The organism is Mycobacterium sp. ITM-2016-00318 (assembly GCF_002968285.2).
Taxonomy (GTDB): domain Bacteria; phylum Actinomycetota; class Actinomycetes; order Mycobacteriales; family Mycobacteriaceae; genus Mycobacterium.
The window spans coordinates 3,570,256-3,589,120 of record NZ_CP134400.1; the positions used below are offsets into that span (position 1 = coordinate 3,570,256).

The 18,865-nt window shown below is 65.8% G+C and carries 16 protein-coding genes; 12 read left to right on the plus strand and 4 right to left on the minus strand.

Translation table 11 applies throughout. The features are described 5' to 3' along the window. Positions 1-12: 12 nt before the first annotated feature. The 12 genes from iolD to C6A82_RS17495 all read left to right on the plus strand — a co-directional run bounded on the left by iolD (position 13) and on the right by C6A82_RS17495 (position 14,163). Positions 13-1,965 (plus strand): 3D-(3,5/4)-trihydroxycyclohexane-1,2-dione acylhydrolase (decyclizing), encoded by a 1,953-nt coding sequence (gene iolD, locus C6A82_RS17440; protein ID WP_105343413.1) that lies wholly within the window; start codon positions 13-15, stop codon positions 1,963-1,965. 7 nt (positions 1,966-1,972) lie between these two features. Continuing rightward, the gene (locus C6A82_RS17445; RefSeq protein ID WP_105343411.1) at positions 1,973-2,878 is read left to right on the plus strand and encodes a sugar phosphate isomerase/epimerase; all 906 of its coding nucleotides are present in this window, start codon (positions 1,973-1,975) and stop codon (positions 2,876-2,878) included. Between the two features lie 16 nt (positions 2,879-2,894). After that, the gene (locus tag C6A82_RS17450; protein ID WP_105343409.1) at positions 2,895-3,920 is read left to right on the plus strand and encodes a Gfo/Idh/MocA family protein; all 1,026 of its coding nucleotides are present in this window, start codon (positions 2,895-2,897) and stop codon (positions 3,918-3,920) included. Beyond that, positions 3,917-4,792 carry a sugar phosphate isomerase/epimerase gene (locus tag C6A82_RS17455; protein ID WP_105343407.1) on the plus strand — a complete coding sequence of 292 codons (876 nt, stop codon included), beginning with the start codon at positions 3,917-3,919 and terminating at the stop codon, positions 4,790-4,792. The genes C6A82_RS17450 and C6A82_RS17455 overlap by 4 nt, the downstream gene beginning before the upstream one ends. Positions 4,793-5,174: 382 nt before the next feature. After that, entirely contained in the window at positions 5,175-6,809 is a 1,635-nt protein-coding gene (locus C6A82_RS17460; RefSeq protein ID WP_105343405.1) for a fatty acyl-AMP ligase, read from the plus strand. 159 nt (positions 6,810-6,968) lie between these two features. Next, a complete protein-coding gene (locus C6A82_RS17465) occupies positions 6,969-8,054 on the plus strand; it encodes a hypothetical protein (protein ID WP_105343402.1) in 1,086 nt (361 codons plus the stop codon). Between the two features lie 10 nt (positions 8,055-8,064). Continuing rightward, a complete protein-coding gene (locus C6A82_RS17470; RefSeq protein ID WP_311101397.1) occupies positions 8,065-10,392 on the plus strand; it encodes an FdhF/YdeP family oxidoreductase in 2,328 nt (775 codons plus the stop codon). Further along, positions 10,380-11,204: a formate dehydrogenase accessory sulfurtransferase FdhD gene (gene fdhD / locus C6A82_RS17475; RefSeq protein ID WP_105341547.1), complete on the plus strand. Its 825-nt coding sequence runs from the start codon at positions 10,380-10,382 to the stop codon at positions 11,202-11,204. The genes C6A82_RS17470 and fdhD overlap by 13 nt, the downstream gene beginning before the upstream one ends. Before the next feature lie 138 nt (positions 11,205-11,342). After that, positions 11,343-12,641, plus strand: coding sequence for a glycosyltransferase (locus C6A82_RS17480; RefSeq protein ID WP_105341549.1), 1,299 nt, complete (start codon positions 11,343-11,345; stop codon positions 12,639-12,641). A 66-nt stretch (positions 12,642-12,707) separates the two neighbouring features. Then, positions 12,708-13,313, plus strand: a complete 606-nt coding sequence (locus tag C6A82_RS17485; RefSeq protein ID WP_105341550.1) for a hypothetical protein — start codon at positions 12,708-12,710, stop codon at positions 13,311-13,313. After that, on the plus strand, positions 13,303-13,872 hold the full coding sequence (locus tag C6A82_RS17490) for a DUF6529 family protein (RefSeq protein WP_233216709.1): 570 nt from the start codon (positions 13,303-13,305) through the stop codon (positions 13,870-13,872). The genes C6A82_RS17485 and C6A82_RS17490 overlap by 11 nt, the downstream gene beginning before the upstream one ends. Positions 13,873-14,019: 147 nt before the next feature. After that, positions 14,020-14,163, plus strand: coding sequence for a hypothetical protein (locus C6A82_RS17495; protein WP_158261578.1), 144 nt, complete (start codon positions 14,020-14,022; stop codon positions 14,161-14,163). Between the two features lie 216 nt (positions 14,164-14,379). Here C6A82_RS17495 and clpX read toward each other — a convergent pair whose 3' ends face one another. The 4 genes from clpX to tig form a co-directional block, all read right to left on the minus strand. Next, the gene (gene clpX, locus C6A82_RS17500) at positions 14,380-15,660 is read right to left on the minus strand and encodes an ATP-dependent Clp protease ATP-binding subunit ClpX (protein WP_311101398.1); all 1,281 of its coding nucleotides are present in this window, start codon (positions 15,658-15,660) and stop codon (positions 14,380-14,382) included. A 377-nt stretch (positions 15,661-16,037) separates the two neighbouring features. Next, positions 16,038-16,685 carry an ATP-dependent CLP protease proteolytic subunit ClpP2 gene (clpP2, locus tag C6A82_RS17505; protein ID WP_105341207.1) on the minus strand — a complete coding sequence of 216 codons (648 nt, stop codon included), beginning with the start codon at positions 16,683-16,685 and terminating at the stop codon, positions 16,038-16,040. After that, a complete protein-coding gene (locus C6A82_RS17510; RefSeq protein WP_311101905.1) occupies positions 16,682-17,287 on the minus strand; it encodes an ATP-dependent Clp protease proteolytic subunit in 606 nt (201 codons plus the stop codon). The genes clpP2 and C6A82_RS17510 overlap by 4 nt, the downstream gene beginning before the upstream one ends. A 102-nt stretch (positions 17,288-17,389) precedes the next feature. Further along, positions 17,390-18,841: a trigger factor gene (gene tig / locus C6A82_RS17515; RefSeq protein ID WP_105346293.1), complete on the minus strand. Its 1,452-nt coding sequence runs from the start codon at positions 18,839-18,841 to the stop codon at positions 17,390-17,392. Positions 18,842-18,865 lie beyond the last annotated feature (24 nt).

Genomic DNA, 18,865 nt, shown 5'->3' on the forward strand with positions numbered 1-18,865 from the left:
GGAGAGTGACGCATGGTCTCCAAAGCATCCGCGTTCAAGGCGCCGCACAACGAGCCGACCGTACGGCTGACCGTGTCGCAGGCCATCGTTCGATTCCTGGCCAACCAGTACGTCGAACGCGACGGTGAACGCGGCAGGTTCTTCGCAGGCTGCTTCGGCATCTTCGGGCACGGCAACGTCGCCGGAATGGGTCAGGCGCTGCTGCAGGCCGAGGTCGAGGCCGAAAGGGCCGGCACCAAGCCTGCGCTGCGCTATGTGCTGGGCCGCAACGAGCAGGCGATGGTCCACACCGCCGCCGCGTACGCCAGGCAGCGGGACCGCCTGAAGGCCTGGGCGGTGACCGCGAGCATCGGACCCGGTTCCACCAACATGCTCACCGGCGCGGCACTGGCCACCATCAACCGGCTGCCGGTCCTGCTGCTGCCGTCCGACACCTTCGCGACACGGGTCAGCGCGCCCGTGCTGCAGGACCTCGAACAGGCCCACGACAACGAGATGACCGTCAACGACGCGTTCAAGCCGCTGTCGCGGTTCTTCGACAGGGTATGGCGGCCCGAGCAACTGCCGTCGGCGTTGATCGGCGCCATGCGAGTACTCACCGACCCCGTCGAGACGGGTGCGGCCACCATCGCCCTACCGCAGGACGTCCAGGCCGAAGCGTTCGACTGGCCGGAATCGCTGTTCGCCGAACGCACCTGGCACGTGGCGCGCCCGCTGCCCGAACGCTCGGTGATCGCCACGGCCGCCGACATCATCCGGTCGGCGCGCCAACCGCTGATCGTGGCCGGTGGCGGCGTCATCTACTCCGGCGCCGACGACGCATTGAGGGCGTTCGTCGAGCAGACGGGCATCCCGGTGTCGGAGACCCAGGCTGGTAAGGGCTCGCTCCCCTACGACCATCCGCAATCCGTTGGCGCCGTCGGCTCGACCGGATCCACCGCCGCCAACGCACTGGCCGCCGACGCCGACGTCGTCATCGGAATCGGCACCCGCTACAGCGATTTCACCAGTGCGTCGCGGACCGCCTTCAACAACCCCGACGTCCGCTTCGTCAACATCAACGTCGCCTCGTTCGACGCCGTCAAGCAGGGCGGGCTGTACGTCGTGTCCGACGCGCGAGAGGCCATCGAAGCCTTGGTCGAAGCGCTGAGCGGCTACTCGGTCGACGACGACTATCGCACGCGGACAATCGAACTGGCGCAGGAGTGGGATGACACCGTCACCGCCGCCTACCGGGTCGAGGACGACGGAAGCGCGCTGAACCAGAGTCAGGTCATCGGTCTGGCGAACACGCTGTCCGAGCCGCGTGACGTCGTTGTGTGTGCGGCCGGCTCGATGCCCGGCGACCTGCACAAGCTGTGGCGCACCCGCGACCGCAAGGGCTATCACGTCGAGTACGGCTATTCGTGCATGGGCTACGAGGTCGCAGGGGGGATCGGCGTGCGAATGGCCAGCCCAGACCGCGACGTGTTCGTGATGGTCGGCGACGGCTCGTATCTGATGATGGCCACCGAACTTGTGACCGCCGTTCAGGAAGGCGTCAAGGTCATCCTTGTGCTGGTGCAGAACCACGGGTTCGCCTCCATCGGCTCCCTGTCGGAGTCGTTGGGGTCGCAGCGGTTCGGCACGGCGTACCGCTACCGCGACCAGTCGGGCCGGCTGGCGGGCGACAGGCTCCCCGTCGACCTGGCGGCCAACGCGGCCAGTTTGGGCGCCGAGGTGATCAAGGTGACGACGGCCGCGGAGTTCGCCGATGCGGTCAAGGCGGCCAAGGCGAACGAGCACACCACCGTGATCCACGTCGAGACCGACCCGTTGATCTACGCGCCCGACAGCCGGTCCTGGTGGGACGTGCCGGTCAGCGAGACCTCGCAACTGGAGTCCACCCGGGAGGCGTATGAGACCTACGCCGAATGGAAGAAGATCCAGCGCCCCTACACCAAGCCCTACGACGCGAAGGATTGATCGACTGATGAGCACGATTCTCGTTGGCTCCGCCCCGGATTCATGGGGCGTGTGGTTTCCCAACGATCCGGGCCAGACGCCGTACACCCGTTTCCTCGACGAGGTTGCCGCCTCCGGCTACAAGTGGATCGAGTTGGGACCGTTCGGTTATCTGCCCACCGACCCCAAGCAGCTGTCGGAGGAGCTGGCATCGCGCGACCTGAAACTGTCGGCGGGCACCGTGTTCGAGCATCTGCATCAGGACGACTCATGGGATGCCGTGTGGAAGCAGATCGAGGACGTCGCCAAATTGACGGCGGCCGTCGGTGGCAAGCACGTCGTCGTCATCCCCGAGATGTGGCGCGACCCGTCGACCGGCGCCATGCTGGAGGACCGCAATCTGACGCCCGAGCAGTGGCAGAAGAAGACCAACGGCATGAATCAACTCGGCAAGGCGATGTTCGAAAATTACGGTTTACGTGCGCAATACCACCCGCACGCCGACAGCCATGTCGACACCGAGGAGAACGTATACCGCTTCCTCGACGGCACCGACGGCGAGTTCGTGAACCTGTGCTTGGACACCGGCCACATCAGCTATTGCGGCGGCGACAACATCGCGATCATCGAGCGCGCACCCGAGCGAATCGGCTATCTGCACCTCAAGCAGGTCGATCCCGAAGTGCAGGCGAAGGTGATCGCCGAGGATCTGCCGTTCGGCGAGGCCGTGAAGCTCGGCGCGATGACCGAGCCACCTCGCGGCATCCCCGAGATGCCGCCGCTTCTGGCCGCGGTGGAGAGGCTCGGCATCGACGTCTTCGCGATCGTCGAACAGGACATGTATCCCTGTGAGGTCGACGCACCCCTGCCTATCGCCAAGCGAACGCGCAACTACCTCGGTTCGTGCGGCGTCCCGTCCGTGAAATTCCTTTAGGAGCCGGAGGATAGCCATGTCTGATCTTCGTATCGCGGTCCTCGGTGTCGGTGTGATGGGTGCCGACCACGTCGCTCGAATCGCCGGCCGTATCAGCAATGCCCGTGTCGCGGTGGTCAACGACTACCTGTCCGAGAAGGCCGAGGAGATCGCGGCATCGGTGCCGGCCGCGCGGGTCGTCGGCGATCCTCTCGACGCGATCGCCGACCCCGACGTCGACGCGGTTGTCCTCGCCACGCCGGGTCCGACGCACGAGAACCAACTGCTCGCATGCCTGGAGCACGGTAAGCCGGTGCTGTGTGAAAAGCCGTTGACGACCGATGCGGAAACCTCGCTGGCCGTGGTGAAGCGGGAAGCCGAGCTCGGCAAGAAGATGATTCAGGTCGGGTTCATGCGACGATTCGACCACGAATACGCGCAATTGAAGGCGCTCATCGACGGCGGCGAGTTCGGTGAGCCGCTGGTGCTGCACTGCGCGCACCGCAACCCCGCCGTCCCACCGTCCTTCGACAGCGCGATGGTGGTACGGGATTCGCTGGTGCACGAGGTCGACGTCACCCGTTTCCTGTTCGGCGAGGAGATAGCGTCGATCCAGATCATCAAGCCCGCACCGAATCCGGCTGCGCCGCAGGGACTTGCGGATCCGCAGATCGCCATCATGCGGACCGAGTCGGGCAAGTTGATCGACGTCGAACTGTTCGTCACCACCGGAGTCGGCTACGAGGTCCGTACCGAACTGGTGGGCGAGAAGGGCAGCGCGATGATCGGGCTGGACGTCGGCCTGGTGCGCAAGGGTGCACCCGGCACCTGGGGAGGCCGCATCACCCCCGGCTTCCGCGAGCGCTTCCGGCAGGCCTACGACACCGAATTCCAACGGTGGGTGGACGCTGTGCGCAATGGCGTGAACGTCGACGGACCCGACGCATGGGACGGCTATGCGGCCGCCGCGGTCTGCGAGGCCGGCGTCGAATCGTTGCACAGCGGCAGGCCCGTCGAGGTCCAGATCGTCGACCCGAATTCGATCAAGGGGTTCCGGAAGTGAAGATCGCACTCGATCCGACGCCGTTTCACCACGATTACGAGTTGCTCGAATTTCCCCGTCTGATAGCGGAGTTGGGCTATGAGCACCTGCAGCTGACGCCCCACCGCGACTTCATCCCGTTCTTCAACCACCCGCGTGCCGACGACGACCTCGTCGCGCAGTTCCGCAAGGCGTGCGCGGACGCCGGCGTGGGGATCGCGTCGGTGCTGCCTGTGCTGCGCTGGTCCTGGCCGGACGAGGACGCCCGCGAGGCCGCGGTGCGCAACTGGAAACGCGTCGTGCAGATCACCGTCGATCTCGGCGTCAACGTCATCAATACGGAGTTCTCCGGCCGCCCCGAGCGCGCCGAGGAGTCCGAGCGGGCGTTCTTCCGGTCGATGGAGGAGCTGGTGCCGATCTTCGAGCGCGAAGGCATCGACGTCCGAATCGACCCTCACCCAGACGATTTCGTCGAGGACGGGATGGAGGCGCTGCGCATCATCCGCGGCGTCAACTCCCCCAATATCGGCATGGTGTTCGTCGCGTGCCACAGCTTCCACATGGGCGGCAACATGGGCGAGATCATCCGCGCGGCGGGCAACAGGCTACGGCTGGTGCATGTGGCCGACACCATGGACCACCACCGCAGCCACGGTCTTCGCTACATCACCAATCCGCCGGGCAGTCCGGCGCGGGTGCACCAGCACCTCAAGATCGGTGACGGCGACGTCGACTGGGACGAGTTCTTCGGTGCCCTTGCCGATATCGATTTCTACCATCGGCCGGACACCGTCATGGTCTCGTCTGTCTTCGCCGAGGACGAAAGCGCCCATGAGGTGTCCCGCTATCAACTGAACACGATGATCGAGTACATCTCGAAGCACGGGAAGTAGCGATGAGACTCCGCCGAACGCAGGCTCCTCTGCGGCGACGGGTGCTTCGACGTGAGCGGACTCGTCGAGTTGCTCCGAGGGAAGGGCTTTGACGGTCCGTGGGGGTGGAGCTTGTCGTCCTCCTTCAGGCAGCTGCCGGTGTGGCACGGCGTTGAACCTGGCCGTCGGCTACGCGTTGACGGTGATTTAGCCGCGCCGACGTCTGCGAATTTCGCGAAGTGGGACACCTGTATGGTTCCCCGCGAGTCCTCCACTTTTCGCAATCATGTCGAATATCGGCAAAGTGGTGGCCGGACGAGGCCCTGCGAGCCGCCTAACGAAACAACGCGATTTCGCTTTGCGGCCCGTATTATCGCAAAAGAGGCGAGAAGGGGGGGCCACCGTGAGTCGCTTCACGGAGACGATGTACGACAACGCACGCTCGAGCGTGCACGGATTGGTGACAGGCGAACCTGACGCGCCGGTCCGGCACACGTGGGCTGAAGTCCACGACATGGCCCGCAGAATTGCGGGTGGTCTGGCAGCGGCCGGAGTAAATCCCGGCGACGCGGTTGGCGTGCTGGCGGGGGCGCCCGTCGAGATCGCCCCGACCGCGCAGGGCCTGTGGATGCGTGGCGCCAGCATCACCATGCTGCATCAGCCGACGCCCCGAACCGACTTGGTGATCTGGGCGGAGGACACCGAGAACACCATCGACATGATCGCCGCCAACACGGTGATCGTCTCGGATCCGTTCACCGCTGCGATACCGGTGCTCGAGGAACGCGGAATCACCGTGCTGACGGTCCAGGGGCTGTTGTCCGCCGATCCCATCGACCCTGTCGACACCGACGAGGACGACGTGGCGCTGATGCAACTGACGTCGGGGTCGACCGGTAGCCCCAAGGCTGTCCAGATCACCTTCCGCAACCTGGTGTCCAACGCCGAAGCGATGTTCATCGGTGCGGAGTTCGACATGGACACCGACGTCATCGTGAGCTGGTTGCCACTGTTTCACGACATGGGTATGACCGGGTTTCTCACCGTACCGATGTATTTCGGCGCCGAACTGGTGAAGATCACGCCGATGGACTTCCTGCAGGACATTTTGCTGTGGGCCAGGCTCATCGACAAGTACAAAGGCACGATGACCGCGGCACCCAACTTCGCCTACGCGCTGTTGGCGAAACGCCTCCGGCGACAGGCGAAGCCGGGCGAGTTCGATCTGTCCACGCTGCGGTGGGCGCTGTCGGGAGCCGAACAGGTGGAACCCGCCGACGTCGAGAACCTCATCGAGGCTGGCGCGCCCTTCGGCCTGCGGCCCGAGGCGATACTGCCCGCGTACGGCATGGCGGAAACCACAGTGGCCGTGTCGTTCTCGAAATGCGGCGGCGGCCTCGTCGTCGACGAAGTCGACACCGACCTGCTCGCCACACTGCACCACGCGGTACCGACTCACCACGGCAAGACGACTCGGCTCGCCACGCTCGGACCGCTGCTGGAAGGACTCGAGGCGCGTGTCGTCGACGAACGAGGTGCTGTGGTCTCCGCTCGGGCCGTCGGCGTCATCGAAGTGCGTGGTGAACCGGTGACCAAGGGCTACATCACCAGGTCCGGATTGGTCCCCACTCAAGACGAGCAGGGGTGGTACGACACCGGCGACCTGGGCTACCTCACCGAGGAGGGCCACGTGGTGGTCTGCGGCCGAGTGAAAGACGTCATCATCATGGCCGGCCGCAATGTCTATCCCACCGATATCGAACGTGCCGCGGGACGTGTCGAGGGTGTGCGACCCGGCTGCGCCGTCGCCGTCCGCCTCGACGCCGGTCTGTCACGCGAATCGTTCTCTGTCGCTGTGGAATCGAGTGCTTTCCAGGACATGGCCGAGGTGCGACGGATCAAACACCAGGTGGCGCATGAGATCGTCTCCGACGTGGACGTGCGTCCCCGCAATGTCGTCGTCCTCGGGCCCGGGGTCATCCCGAAGACACCGTCGGGCAAGCTGCGTCGCGCGCATTCGCTTGCGCTGTTCGCCTGACGCCACCACACTTTTCAGCGTCTCTGCCGTCAACGCCTCAATTCCTGGATGACTGTGCGTTGTCGTACCCGACATGCCGCCCGTCCGTACGCAGACGCACAGTCACTGCCGCCGCAACGCTCTGAGCTGGCGTCCAGCCTCGGCACGTAGCGTGAGGACATGCGGCGTCTTGCTACTCTCGCGGCGCTCATCGTCATCGTCGGAGGTTGTTCGGAACAACCGCCGCCGGAGACGGCCGCCCCGCCGGCATCGTCGGCGCCGCAGGCCAGGCCCGCCATACCGAGCGAGGTGCCCACCGAGGGCAACCGGCCACCCGCCGACGATCTGCCCCCGCCGGCCGAACCGCAGAAGGCGCCGCCTCAGACCGCCACGATCCCGGGCCGCACCGTGCCCGTCGGCACAGCGCCCGAGGGCGTCGTCGTCGACGCGGCGACCCGCACGGTCGCCGTCGCCAAGCGCGATCCCAACGAACTGGTCCTGCTCAACGCCGACACCGGTGAGGTCGTCAACCGGGTCCCGTTGCCCGGCTTCGTCCGACACCTGCAACTGGCGAACGCAGGCGGACCTGTCCTGGTTCCGGTCGAGAGCGCCAACGCGCTGATTCGCGTCGAGCTGCCGAGCGGACGTGCGTTGCCGCAGGTTGTCACGGGCGTCGTCCCCCACGATGCGTCGGAGGCGGCGGACGGGACGGTGTTCGTCGCCAACGAGCACGGCGGAACGGTCGCCGTGCTGCGCGGCGAGGAGGTCGTCAAGATCTTCGCCGACAGCGTGCAGCCTGCGGGGTTGGCGCCGGTCGGCCAGTCCATGGGCCTGATCGACGTCCGCAAGAACGACCTCACCGTCTACAACACCCAGAATCTGCGCATCCTCGGATCCACACCCGCCGGGGAGGGGCCGACGCATCTGGTGGCCGACAAGCACGGCCGGATGATCGCCACCGACACCAGGGGCGACGCGATCCGGGTGTTCGAGCCGCTGCCGACGCCGCATCAGGCCGGCGAGGTCGCCCAGCCGGGCGGGCCGTACGGCATCACCTACGACAACACCCGCGACCTGCTGTGGGTGGCCTCGTCCGGCACCAACGAGGTGATCGGCTACGACATGAGCCAGCCGACGCCGCGCGAGGTGCGGCGCCTGCCCACCGTCCAGAACCCCTACACGCTCGGCGTCGACGCGACCACCGGCAAACTGTTCATCGCGGGCGTGTCAGGCGGCGTGGTGCAGGTCGTGGACACGCAGTCGTAGATTGGGAGGTATGGCTGTTCGACGCGAAATCACCAGTGATTGGGATGCCGATCACGACGAGCATTCGGTGGTCTCGACGGGTGCCGAGCGGGAGGCAGCGGGCGTCAAGGCCGTCATGGTGTCACTCAAGCGCGGCCTGGAGTCGATGGGCGTCTTCCGCACCGCAGCGTCACTGGCACGGCTGAATCAGCAGAAGGGCTTCGACTGCCCCGGCTGCGCATGGCCCGAGGAGCACGGCGGCCGCAAGTTCGCCGAGTTCTGCGAGAACGGCGCGAAGGCCGTCGCCGAGGAGGCCACCAAGCGCGTCGTCACGCCCGACTTCTTCGCCAGGCACCCGGTCGCCGAACTCTCCGCCAAACCGGAGTATTGGCTGTCGCAGCAGGGTCGGCTCACCCATCCGATGGTGCTGAGGCCGGGCGACGATCACTACCGGCCGATCGACTGGGACGACGCCTACCGGCTGATCGCCGATGAACTGCGCGCGCTGGCAAGTCCGAACGAGGCGGTGTTCTACACGTCGGGTCGCACCAGCAACGAGGCGGCATTCCTCTATCAACTGATGGTGCGCAGCTTCGGCACCAACAACCTGCCCGACTGCTCGAACATGTGCCACGAGTCGTCAGGCGCCGCTCTGGTCGACGCGATCGGTATCGCCAAGGGTTCGGTCACCGTCGAAGATCTCACCAAGGCCGACCTGATCGTCATCGCCGGACAGAATCCCGGCACGAACCATCCCCGCATGCTGTCGGTGCTCGAGAAGGCAAAGGACAACGGCGCCAAGATCATTGCGGTCAACCCGTTGCCCGAGGCGGGCCTGATCCGGTTCAAGGACCCGCAGAAGGTGCACGGCGTCGTCGGGCACGGCGTACCGATCGCCGACGAGTTCGTGCAGATCAGGCTCGGCGGCGACATGGCGCTCTTCGCAGGGATGGGCCGCCTGCTTCTGGAGGCCGACGACCGTGCTCCGGGCACGATCGTCGATCGCGACTTCATCGACGCGCACTGTTCGAACTTCGCCGAATACGAGGCACGCACCCGCCAGATCGGCCTGGACACCGTGCTCGAAGCGACGGGGATCTCGCGCGAGCAACTCGAGCGCGTCGCGCGGATGTTCGCCGATTCCGAACGGACAGTGGCGTGTTGGGCGATGGGCCTGACGCAGCACAAGCACGCGGTCCCGATGATCGCCGAGATCGCCAACGTGTTGTTGATGCGCGGCATGATCGGCAAGCCCGGCGCGGGGCTGTGCCCGGTGCGCGGCCACTCCAACGTCCAGGGCGACCGCACGATGGGCATCTGGGAGATGATGCCCGAGACGTTCCTGGCCGCACTCGACGACCGGTTCGGGATCGTCAGCCCGCGCGAGAACGGCGTCGACACCGTCGACGGGATCCGCGCGATGCGCGACGGCCGCGCGAAGGTCTTCATGGCGATGGGCGGCAACTTCGCGTCGGCCACCCCGGACACCGCGGTCACCGAGGCCGCGCTGCGCAGGTGTTCGCTCACGGTGCAGGTGTCGACAAAGCTCAACCGCAGCCACCTTGCACACGGTGCGACGGCGTTGATCCTGCCGTCGCTGGGGCGGACCGATAAGGACATTCAGGCCGGCACCAAACAGATGGTCTCGGTCGAGGATTCGATGTCGATGGTGCACCTGTCGCGCGGCAGCCTGAAGCCGCCGAGCGACGAGGTGCGCAGCGAGGTGGCGATCGTCTGCCAGCTCGCGAGGACGCTGCTGGGCCCGAACCATCCCGTGCCGTGGGAGAAGTTCAACGACGACTACGACCAGATCCGCGACGCGATCGCCGCGGTGGTACCCGGCTGCGCCGACTACAACACGAAAGTCCGCCAGCCCGACGGGTTCCAGCTGCCGCACGGCCCCCGCGACTCACGCGAATTCCCCACCGCCACGGGTAAAGCCAATTTCGCGCTCGACCCGCTGCAATGGGTGCCCGTTCCGCCGGGACGGCTGGTGCTGCAGACGTTGCGCAGCCATGACCAGTACAACACCACCATCTACGGGCTCGACGACCGCTATCGCGGCGTCAAGGGCGGCAGGCGTGTGGTGTTCGTCAACCCGGCCGACCTGCAGTCGTTCGGTCTGGCCGACGGCGACCGGGTGGATCTGGTCTCCGAGTTCACCAACGGCGACGGCGAATTGCAGGAGCGGACGGCGAAGGATTTCATGGTGGTGGCCTACTCGACACCGGTCGGCAATGCCGCTGCCTACTACCCGGAGACCAATTCGCTTGTGCCCTTGGACCATACCGCGGACAGGTCGAACACGCCGGTATCCAAGGCGATCGTCATCCGGTTGGAGCGGTCATGGGCCGGGTGACGGCGCGCCGGCGCGCCAGCCACGTCACTCCGCGCGACGCGGTCACGCGGCCGGAGACGCTGGTGGTCGAGGAGCCGCTGGAGATCCGCGTCGACGGGAAACCCGTGACCGTGACGATGCGGACCCCGGGCTCGGATGTCGAACTGGCGCAGGGCTTCCTGCTTACCGAGGGCGTCATCGGACACCGTGACGACCTGCTGACCGTGCGCTACTGCAAAGGCACGGGACCCGACAACCTCAACACCTACAACGTGCTCGATGCGACGCTCGCTCCCGGCGTGCAGATGCCGGAGGTCGACATCACCCGCAACTTCTACACGACGTCGTCCTGCGGGGTTTGCGGCAAGGCGTCCCTCGATGCGGTTCGCACCATCAGCCGTCACTCGCCCGGCGATGACGCCTCCCGGGTCGACTCCGCGGCGCTGTCGGCGATGCCGGAGAGGTTGCGCGCCGAGCAGAAGGTGTTCGCCAGCACCGGCGGGTTGCACGGCGCCGCGCTCTTCGACGTCGACGGCACCGTGTTGGTGGTGCGCGAGGACGTCGGCAGGCACAACGCCGTCGACAAGGTCATCGGCTGGGCCGTCGAACAGAACAGGGTCCCGCTGACCGGCACCGTCCTGCTGGTCAGCGGCCGCGCATCGTTCGAGCTCACCCAGAAGGCGGTGATGGCGGGGATTCCGGTGCTCGCCGCGGTGTCGGCGCCGTCGTCGCTCGCGGTCGATCTGGCCAGCCAGTCGGGGCTGACGCTGGTGGCGTTCCTACGCGGTGACTCGATGAACGTCTACACCCGACCCGACCGCATCAAGCGCTAGCCATCTGGCGATTTCGGCGCGTTCAGGCTCGCTGAGGGTGACTTAGCGCGCCCAAACCACGGCGTCTACCTGCGTTCTCCCCCTAATCTCCAGGAAACCTCCAAGCTCGCGTCTCGATGGTGACCGAGCATAAATCGCATGCCAGAAATCCTCATCGCAGCGCTGTCGCCCATCGGACACATCGGACCCTTGCTGAACGTCGCACGCGGGTTGGTCGACCGCGGAGACCGCGTCACCGCCTTGTCGGGGGCCGACCGTGCTAACCAGATCCGAGCCGTCGGGGCAACGCCGGCGACGCTGCCGCCGCAGGGCGACCTCGATCTGGCGCTGCTGGACTCCGACACTGGCCGCGAACAGACCAGCGGCATCAAGCGGCTCAACTTCGACGTCGTGCGGTTGTTCGTCGCACCCATGCCGCATCAGGCGAAGGCGCTGGCTGAACTGTTGGCGCAGAGGCGGTTCGACGCGATCCTCGCCGACTACGGGTTCTTCGGGGTACTGCCGTTCACGCTGGGAGAGCGCACCGCGCGACCGCCGGTGCTCCTTTACTCCACAACCCCGCTGATGATCAGCAGCCGCGACACCGCGCCTGCCGGTCTCGGGCTGCCGCCGTCGACGAGCACGCTGGGGCGGTTACGCAATCGGGCGCTGAACGTGTTGTCGCACAGGGTCTTGCTGCGTCAGTCGCAGAAAGCGACCAACTATCAGCTGAACCGGCTGAATTCGCGCGAACTGCCCATGTTCCTGTTCGACTCCGGCGTGCTGGCCGACCGGCTCATCGCGCCGACAGTACCCGAGTTCGACTATCCGCGAACCGATTTGCCGGCCAACGTGCGCTATGTCGGAATGGTGGATCCGACGCCGACGGCAACGTTCAACCCACCGTTGTGGTGGCCGAAACTCGACGGTGACCGCCCTGTTGTGCACGTCACCCAGGGCACCATCGACAACACCGACTTCGGCCGGTTGTTGCAACCGACCATCGAGGCGCTGGCCGACGAGAACGTGATGGTCGTCGCCACCACCGGCGGCCCGCCCGTGTCGGAGCTGGGCTTCTCATTGCCGCCGAATATCTATGTCGCCGAGTATCTTCCGCATGATCTGTTGCTGCCGAAGGTCGACGTGATGGTGACCAACGGCGGCTACGGCGCCGTGCAGCGGGCACTGTCGACGGGTGTGCCGTTGGTGGTCGCCGGGGATACCGAGGACAAGCCGGAGGTGGCGGCACGCGTCGCGTGGTCGGGCGCGGGCATCGACCTGCGGACCGGCGCGCCCACCGATAAGGCGATCCGCCATGCGGTGCGCGAGGTGCTCGGCGACGGCCGCTACCTGAGCCGCGCGCGCGAACTGGAAGTGGCGTACGCGCAGCGCTGCGGCATCGCCGAGATCGCCGCCCTCATCGACGAGGTCGTCGGCGAACGGGCGGTGGCGTCATGAGTTGCGCCGATCCGTTCGGCAGGCCGCCGCTCCCATCCCCGAAACCCTCGAAGTCAGGAGAACGTCATGAAGATCCGCGGTCCAGTGGTCACCCTTGGCGCCGTCGTTGCAGTCGGCGCGGGGATGTGGCTCGTCAACGTCTCGGCGCAGAACGAGACGCAACCGGCCGCTGAGGCGCCGATATCGGTCTCGGCACCGTCGTCGACCACAACGCCCCGGGTGCAGCAGTTTCCTGCCAAAGCCGACTACCTCGGCACCGTATCCACCACCTACGGCGCGATCACGCTCGACATCAGGGTCGACGGAAACAGGGCCGTCGCCTACGCCTGCGACGGCAACTCGGTCGAGGTGTGGCTGCGCGGAGACGCGACAAACGGCGTGGCCATGCTCGCGAGCAGGGACAACGCCAGCACGCTCGACGGACGGCTACGTGGCTCGACGGTCGCGGGCACGCTGCAGGTTCGCGGCAAGGCCTGGCAGTTCGTCGCGACGGAGGTCCACGAGCCGGCCGGTCTCTATGTCGACCAGGGCGTCGACGGCCGCAGCAGTTGGATCGTCGACGCGGACGGAACGGTCACCGGTGTGCTGCGCCGCCCTGACGGTTCGTCGGTGCCCGCACCGGCGCTGGCGGGCGACGCGACGCGGGTGAACGGGGACACCGATGTCGTCTGACACGCAAACGATCCGAGCCGCGCGCACGAGGGGTGGCGTATCGGCCGCGATCGCGGTCATCATCGGTGCGCTGGTCGCCGTCGGGCTCGGGGTGTTCGGAAAGGTCCATGAGCCGCAGTTCTTCTCCGTGAACCTCGCGGGCTTCTCCAGTCCTGTCGCGGTGAAGTCGTGGCTGGCCACGCTGGCGACCTCGCTCGCGGTGTTCCAGTTGGCGTCCGCATTCGTGATGTACCGCTTGACGCCGCGAGGCAATGCGCCTGCGTGGATCGCCGTCGCACACGTCTGGTCGGGCAGGCTTGCCGTATTGGCCAGCGTCCCGGTCGCCGTGCATTGCCTGTACGCCTTGGGTTTTCAGTCCTCCGACAGCAGAGTGCTGTTCCATTCGCTGTTCGGGTGCTTCTTCTACGGCGCGTTCGTGACGAAGATGCTGCTGTTGACGCGCAAAGGGCTCCGGCCGTGGGTGCTGCCGATCGCCGGCGGCCTGGTGTTCTTCGGCCTCGTCTACGTCTGGCTGACATCGGCTCTGTGGTTCTTCGATACCACCGGCATCACCTTCTGACCGTGACAACGAGAAACGACGTTCGCACTGTCGTCGGTATGCCCGCACGCGGGATGCAAGGTCAACCAGATCGTCGACGGCGATTCGATTCGTGTGGAGTAGCCCACTACGCGCGCCCGCGGAGCCGTGCGAGGAAAGAGTGGACACATGGTCACCAACCTGCAGTTCGCCGGCGTCGCGGCCTACCTGCTGTGGTGTTTGTGCGCCTCGCTGAGTGACAGGTTCGGAGCCGGCGGGCAAGACGTCGAGTCGGCTAGCGACGAAAGCGACAAAACCGTGCCGGTCGCATGATCAATAGGCGCACCATGGGGTCGTGGGGGCGTTGTTCGAGGGGTACGACGCCCTGCGACCGCCTCCTGCGCGCCGTCACACCTCGTCGTTGACGACGCGCACGCGGACGTCGAGCCTGAATCTTTGCCGTCGATCAGCAGGTTGAGGAACTTCGCCGTCTGAGGATGGGACGTCAAGGGTGTCGAGCAGCTGCACGGCTGGACACCCGGATAAACGCTAGGCGCTCTTGTCGCGGCGCTCGGGCCGAGCGGGCTTGCGCGGCACGATCGTCGGCAGCACGTTGTCCTCGACGGTTTCCTTGGTGACGACCACCTTGGCGACGTCGTCGCGGCTGGGGATGTCGTACATCACCGGCAGCAGAACTTCTTCCATGATGGCGCGCAGGCCGCGGGCCCCGGTGCCGCGGTGGATGGCCTGATCGGCAATGGATGAGAGCGCCTCTTCGGTGAATTCCAACTCGACGCCGTCCATCTCGAAGAGCCGCGTGTACTGCTTGACCAACGCGTTCTTCGGCTCGGACAGGATCTTGACGAGCGAGTCCTTGTCGAGGTTCGTCACCGACGCCACGACGGGCAGTCGGCCGATGAACTCGGGAATCAACCCGAACTTGATCAGGTCTTCGGGCATGACCTCGGCGAAGTGGTCCTGGGTGTCGATCTCGGCCTTGGAATGCACCTCGGCGCCGAAGCCCAGCCCGCGCTTGCCGACCCGGTCAGAGACGATCTTCTCGAGACCCGAGAACGCGCCCGCCACGATGAACAGCACGTTGGTGGTGTCGATCTGGATGAACTCCTGGTGTGGATGCTTGCGGCCGCCCTGCGGAGGCACCGACGCCTGCGTGCCCTCGAGGATCTTCAGCAGCGCCTGCTGCACGCCCTCGCCGGAGACGTCGCGGGTGATCGACGGGTTCTCGCTCTTGCGGGCGATCTTGTCGACCTCGTCGATGTAGATGATGCCGGTTTCGGCGCGCTTGACGTCGTAGTCGGCGGCCTGGATCAGCTTGAGCAGAATGTTCTCGACGTCCTCACCGACGTAACCGGCCTCGGTCAGTGCGGTGGCGTCGGCGATCGCGAAGGGGACGTTGAGCATCTTGGCCAGCGTCTGCGCAAGGTAGGTCTTGCCGCAGCCGGTGGGTCCGAGCATGAGGATGTTGGACTTGGCCAGTTCGACGGGCTCGGCGCGCGAGTCGCGCATCTTCTCGCCGGCCTGGATGCGCTTGTAATGGTTGTAGACGGCGACGGCCAGTGTTCGCTTAGCGGTGTCCTGCCCGATGACATAGCCCTCGAGGAAATCGCGAATTTCCGACGGCTTGGGCAATTCGTCGAGTTTTACGTCGTCGGCGTCGGCCAATTCCTCTTCGATGATCTCGTTGCAGAGGTCGATGCATTCATCACAGATGTACACGCCGGGGCCGGCGATGAGCTTTTTGACCTGCTTTTGACTCTTCCCGCAGAACGAGCACTTCAGCAGGTCACCGCCGTCTCCGATGCGCGCCATGGTGGTGAAGTCCCTACTTCCTGTAGCAGTCGTTCTATCTCAAGCGTGTGGGCCGCCTCGGGCGTTCACCCGACGCTACCCGCTCATTCCGGCGCGGTGCGACCCATAAAGCCGAATCGCGTCGGTGGTATTCAGCTGTGTTGCAGAACATATCGCCTCACGCGTCCCACGACCCCCATGACGCACCGGGAGTGTCCTTGGCGTGTCGCCGCTGTTACCGGACCGAGTTGCTGGCCCAGCTTGATCGTCGAGATGCGAGGTGTCGTTCGCAGCCTCCCACGATACGGCTATCCGGCGACCTTCGCCTGGTTGACTCAGCGCTGACGGCGTCGGCCTCTTGGCAATTCGCGCCGTGAGCTCAGAGTCAAGGAAAGCGGTTACGCCGTCTGCGCGGAGAGCTTGCGGTACTCGAGGACGGTGTCGATCACGCCGTAATCCTTGGCCTCTTCTGCCGTGAGGATCTTGTCGCGGTCGGTGTCCTTGCGGATCTGCTCGGCGCTCTTACCGGTGTGATGCGCCAGCGTCGTCTCCATCAGCGTGCGCATCCGCTCGATCTCCTTGGCCTGGATCTCCAGATCGGAGAACTGGCCCTGGATGACGCCGGACAGCGCGGGCTGGTGGATCAGGATGCGGGCGTTGGGCAGCGCCAGCCGCTTTCCGGGCGTACCCGCCGCGAGCAGCACCGCGGCGGCCGATGCGGCCTGGCCGAGGCACACCGTCTGGATGTCGGCGCGCACGTACTGCATGGTGTCGTAGATCGCCATCAGCGACGTGAACGAGCCGCCGGGCGAGTTGATGTACATGGTGATGTCGCGGTCGGGATCCAGCGACTCGAGGACCAGCAGCTGGGCCATGATGTCGTTGGCCGAGGCGTCGTCGACCTGCACGCCGAGGAAGATGATGCGCTCCTCGAAGAGCTTGTTGTACGGGTTGGACTCCTTGACGCCGAAGCTCGAATGCTCGATGAATGACGGCAGGATGTAGCGGGCCTGCGGCTGCAGACGGGGATCTGTGTGATCGGTCATTTGTCATCAAGTCCTGCGGTCGGGCCGGAGCCGTTGAGGCTGGCGCTGGTGATGATGTGGTCGACGAAGCCGTACTCGAGTGCTTCCGGCGCGGTGAACCAGCGGTCGCGATCAGAGTCGGCCTCGATGCGCTCGATGCTCTGTCCGGTGAACTCCGCGTTGAGCCGGAACATCTCCTTCTTGATGACCGAGAACTGCTCGGCCTGGATGGCGATGTCTGCGGCGCCACCGGTGATGCCGCCAAGCGGCTGGTGCATCAGGATGCGCGCGTGCGGCAGGGCGTAGCGCTTGCCCTTGGTGCCGGCGGCCAGCAGGAACTCACCCATCGAGGCGGCCATGCCCATGGCGTAGGTGGCGACGTCGCACGGCGCAAGCACCATGGTGTCGTAGACGGCCATGCCCGCGCTGATCGAGCCGCCCGGCGAGTTGATGTAAAGGTGGATGTCCTTGGTGGGATCCTCGGCCGACAGCAGAAGGATCTGCGCGCACAGCTTGTTGGCGATGTCGTCGTCGACCTGGGACCCCAGGAAGATGATGCGCTCGGCGAGCAAGCGCTCATAGACGGAGTCGACAAGGTTGAGACCTGTCCCGTTCGAACGCATGTCAGTCACGACTGGATACCTACTTTCTTCATAGCTCTCACCGAACACTAACCAACCTGCGCGGCGGCGCACTCCCTGACAGGGGCACGTTCGCTCAGAGCGTCACTTGGCGTCGTCGGACGCCTCGTCGTCGGTCGTGTCGGCTTCGGTGGCTGCGGTCTCGTCGGCCGCGCTGGCAGCGTGTTCTACCTGCGCGGCGATCTGGGCGGCGATCTCGGCCGGATCCGTGCTCTGCGGCGGGCCGAAGAACTCGGTGGTGTCGATCACGTTGCCGTCGGTGTCGGTGACGGTGGCGCCGTGCACGACGGCGGCGACGGCAAGGCCGCGGCGCACGTCGGCGAACATGACGGGCAGCTGGTTGTTCTCCTGGAGGTACTGCAGGAGTTGCTGCGGCTCGAGGCCGTACTGGCGCGACATCAGAACGAGCCGCTCGGTGAGGTCGTTCTGACCGACCTGCACGTTGAGCTTGTCGGCGATGGCGTCCATGACGAGCTGGGTCTTGACGGCGCGCTCGGAGTTCTCCTTGTTGTCCTTGTCGAACTCTTCGCGGCTGCTGCCCTGAGACTCCAGCGCCTTGGCGAACGCGTCCTCGTCGTGGTCGAGTTGGTGGATCGCGTTGTGGATGGTGTCGTCGATCTGCGCCTGCACGATCTTCTCGGGCAGCGGAATGTCGATCTCGTCGAGCAGGGTTTCGAGGGCCTTGTCGCGGATCTGCTCGGCCTGCTGCACGCGCTTGACGCGCTCGACCTGCTCCTTGAGGCTTTCCTTGAGCTCGTCGATGGTGTCGAATTCGCTTGCCAATTGCGCGAATTCGTCGTCGGGCTCGGGAAGCTCGCGCTCCTTGACGGACTTGACGGTGGCGGTCACCTGAGCCTCTTCGCCTGCGTGCTCACCGGCGGCCAGCGTGGTGGTGAAGACCTTGGTCTCCCCCTCCTTGAGGCCGACGATCGCGTCGTCGAGACCGTCGATCAGCTGGCCGGAGCCGACCTCGTGGGACAGGCCCTCGGTCTTCGCGTCGGGCACGTCCTCGCCGTCGACGGAGGCCGACAGGTCGATGGAGACGAAGTCGCCGTTCTCGACGGGGCGGTCGACGCCGGTAAGGGTGCCGAAGCGGGCGCGCAGGTTCTGGAGTTCGGTGTCGATGTCCTCGTCGCTCACGTCGATCGGGTCGACCTCGATCTTGAGCGCCTCGAGGTCGGGGATGGTGACCTCGGGGCGGATGTCGACCTCGGCGGTGAAGACAAGCTCTTCGCCATCCTCGAGCTTGGTGATCTCGATGTCGGGCTGGCCGAGCGGCTTCACCTCCGACGTGGTGACGGCCTGGCTGTAGCGGCTGGGCAGGGCGTCGTTGACGACCTGTTCGAGGACGGCACCGCGGCCGATGCGGGCTTCGAGCAGCTTACGCGGCGCCTTGCCTGGACGGAAGCCGGGCAGCCGGACCTGCTGCGCGAGCTGGGAGAACGCCCGGTCGAAGTCGGGCTCCAGCTCGGTGAAGGGCACCTCCACATTGATGCGAACCCGTGTTGGGCTCAACTGCTCGACGGTGCTCTTCACGTCTGATGCTCCTCTTATATGTGT

Bases quoted from the DNA above. Each gene is read 5' to 3' on its own strand.
- iolD (WP_105343413.1), top strand. From the start codon at position 13: ATGGTCTCCAAAGCATCCGCGTTCAAGGCGCCGCACAACGAGCCGACC.
- C6A82_RS17445 (WP_105343411.1), top strand. From the start codon at position 1,973: ATGAGCACGATTCTCGTTGGCTCCGCCCCGGATTCATGGGGCGTGTGG.
- C6A82_RS17450 (WP_105343409.1), top strand. From the start codon at position 2,895: ATGTCTGATCTTCGTATCGCGGTCCTCGGTGTCGGTGTGATGGGTGCC.
- C6A82_RS17465 (WP_105343402.1), top strand. From the start codon at position 6,969: ATGCGGCGTCTTGCTACTCTCGCGGCGCTCATCGTCATCGTCGGAGGT.
- C6A82_RS17470 (WP_311101397.1), top strand. From the start codon at position 8,065: ATGGCTGTTCGACGCGAAATCACCAGTGATTGGGATGCCGATCACGAC.
- fdhD (WP_105341547.1), top strand. From the start codon at position 10,380: ATGGGCCGGGTGACGGCGCGCCGGCGCGCCAGCCACGTCACTCCGCGC.
- C6A82_RS17480 (WP_105341549.1), top strand. From the start codon at position 11,343: ATGCCAGAAATCCTCATCGCAGCGCTGTCGCCCATCGGACACATCGGA.
- C6A82_RS17485 (WP_105341550.1), top strand. From the start codon at position 12,708: ATGAAGATCCGCGGTCCAGTGGTCACCCTTGGCGCCGTCGTTGCAGTC.
- C6A82_RS17490 (WP_233216709.1), top strand. From the start codon at position 13,303: ATGTCGTCTGACACGCAAACGATCCGAGCCGCGCGCACGAGGGGTGGC.
- C6A82_RS17495 (WP_158261578.1), top strand. From the start codon at position 14,020: ATGGTCACCAACCTGCAGTTCGCCGGCGTCGCGGCCTACCTGCTGTGG.
- clpX (WP_311101398.1), bottom strand. From the start codon at position 15,660: ATGGCGCGCATCGGAGACGGCGGTGACCTGCTGAAGTGCTCGTTCTGC.
- clpP2 (WP_105341207.1), bottom strand. From the start codon at position 16,685: ATGACCGATCACACAGATCCCCGTCTGCAGCCGCAGGCCCGCTACATC.
- C6A82_RS17510 (WP_311101905.1), bottom strand. From the start codon at position 17,287: ATGCGTTCGAACGGGACAGGTCTCAACCTTGTCGACTCCGTCTATGAG.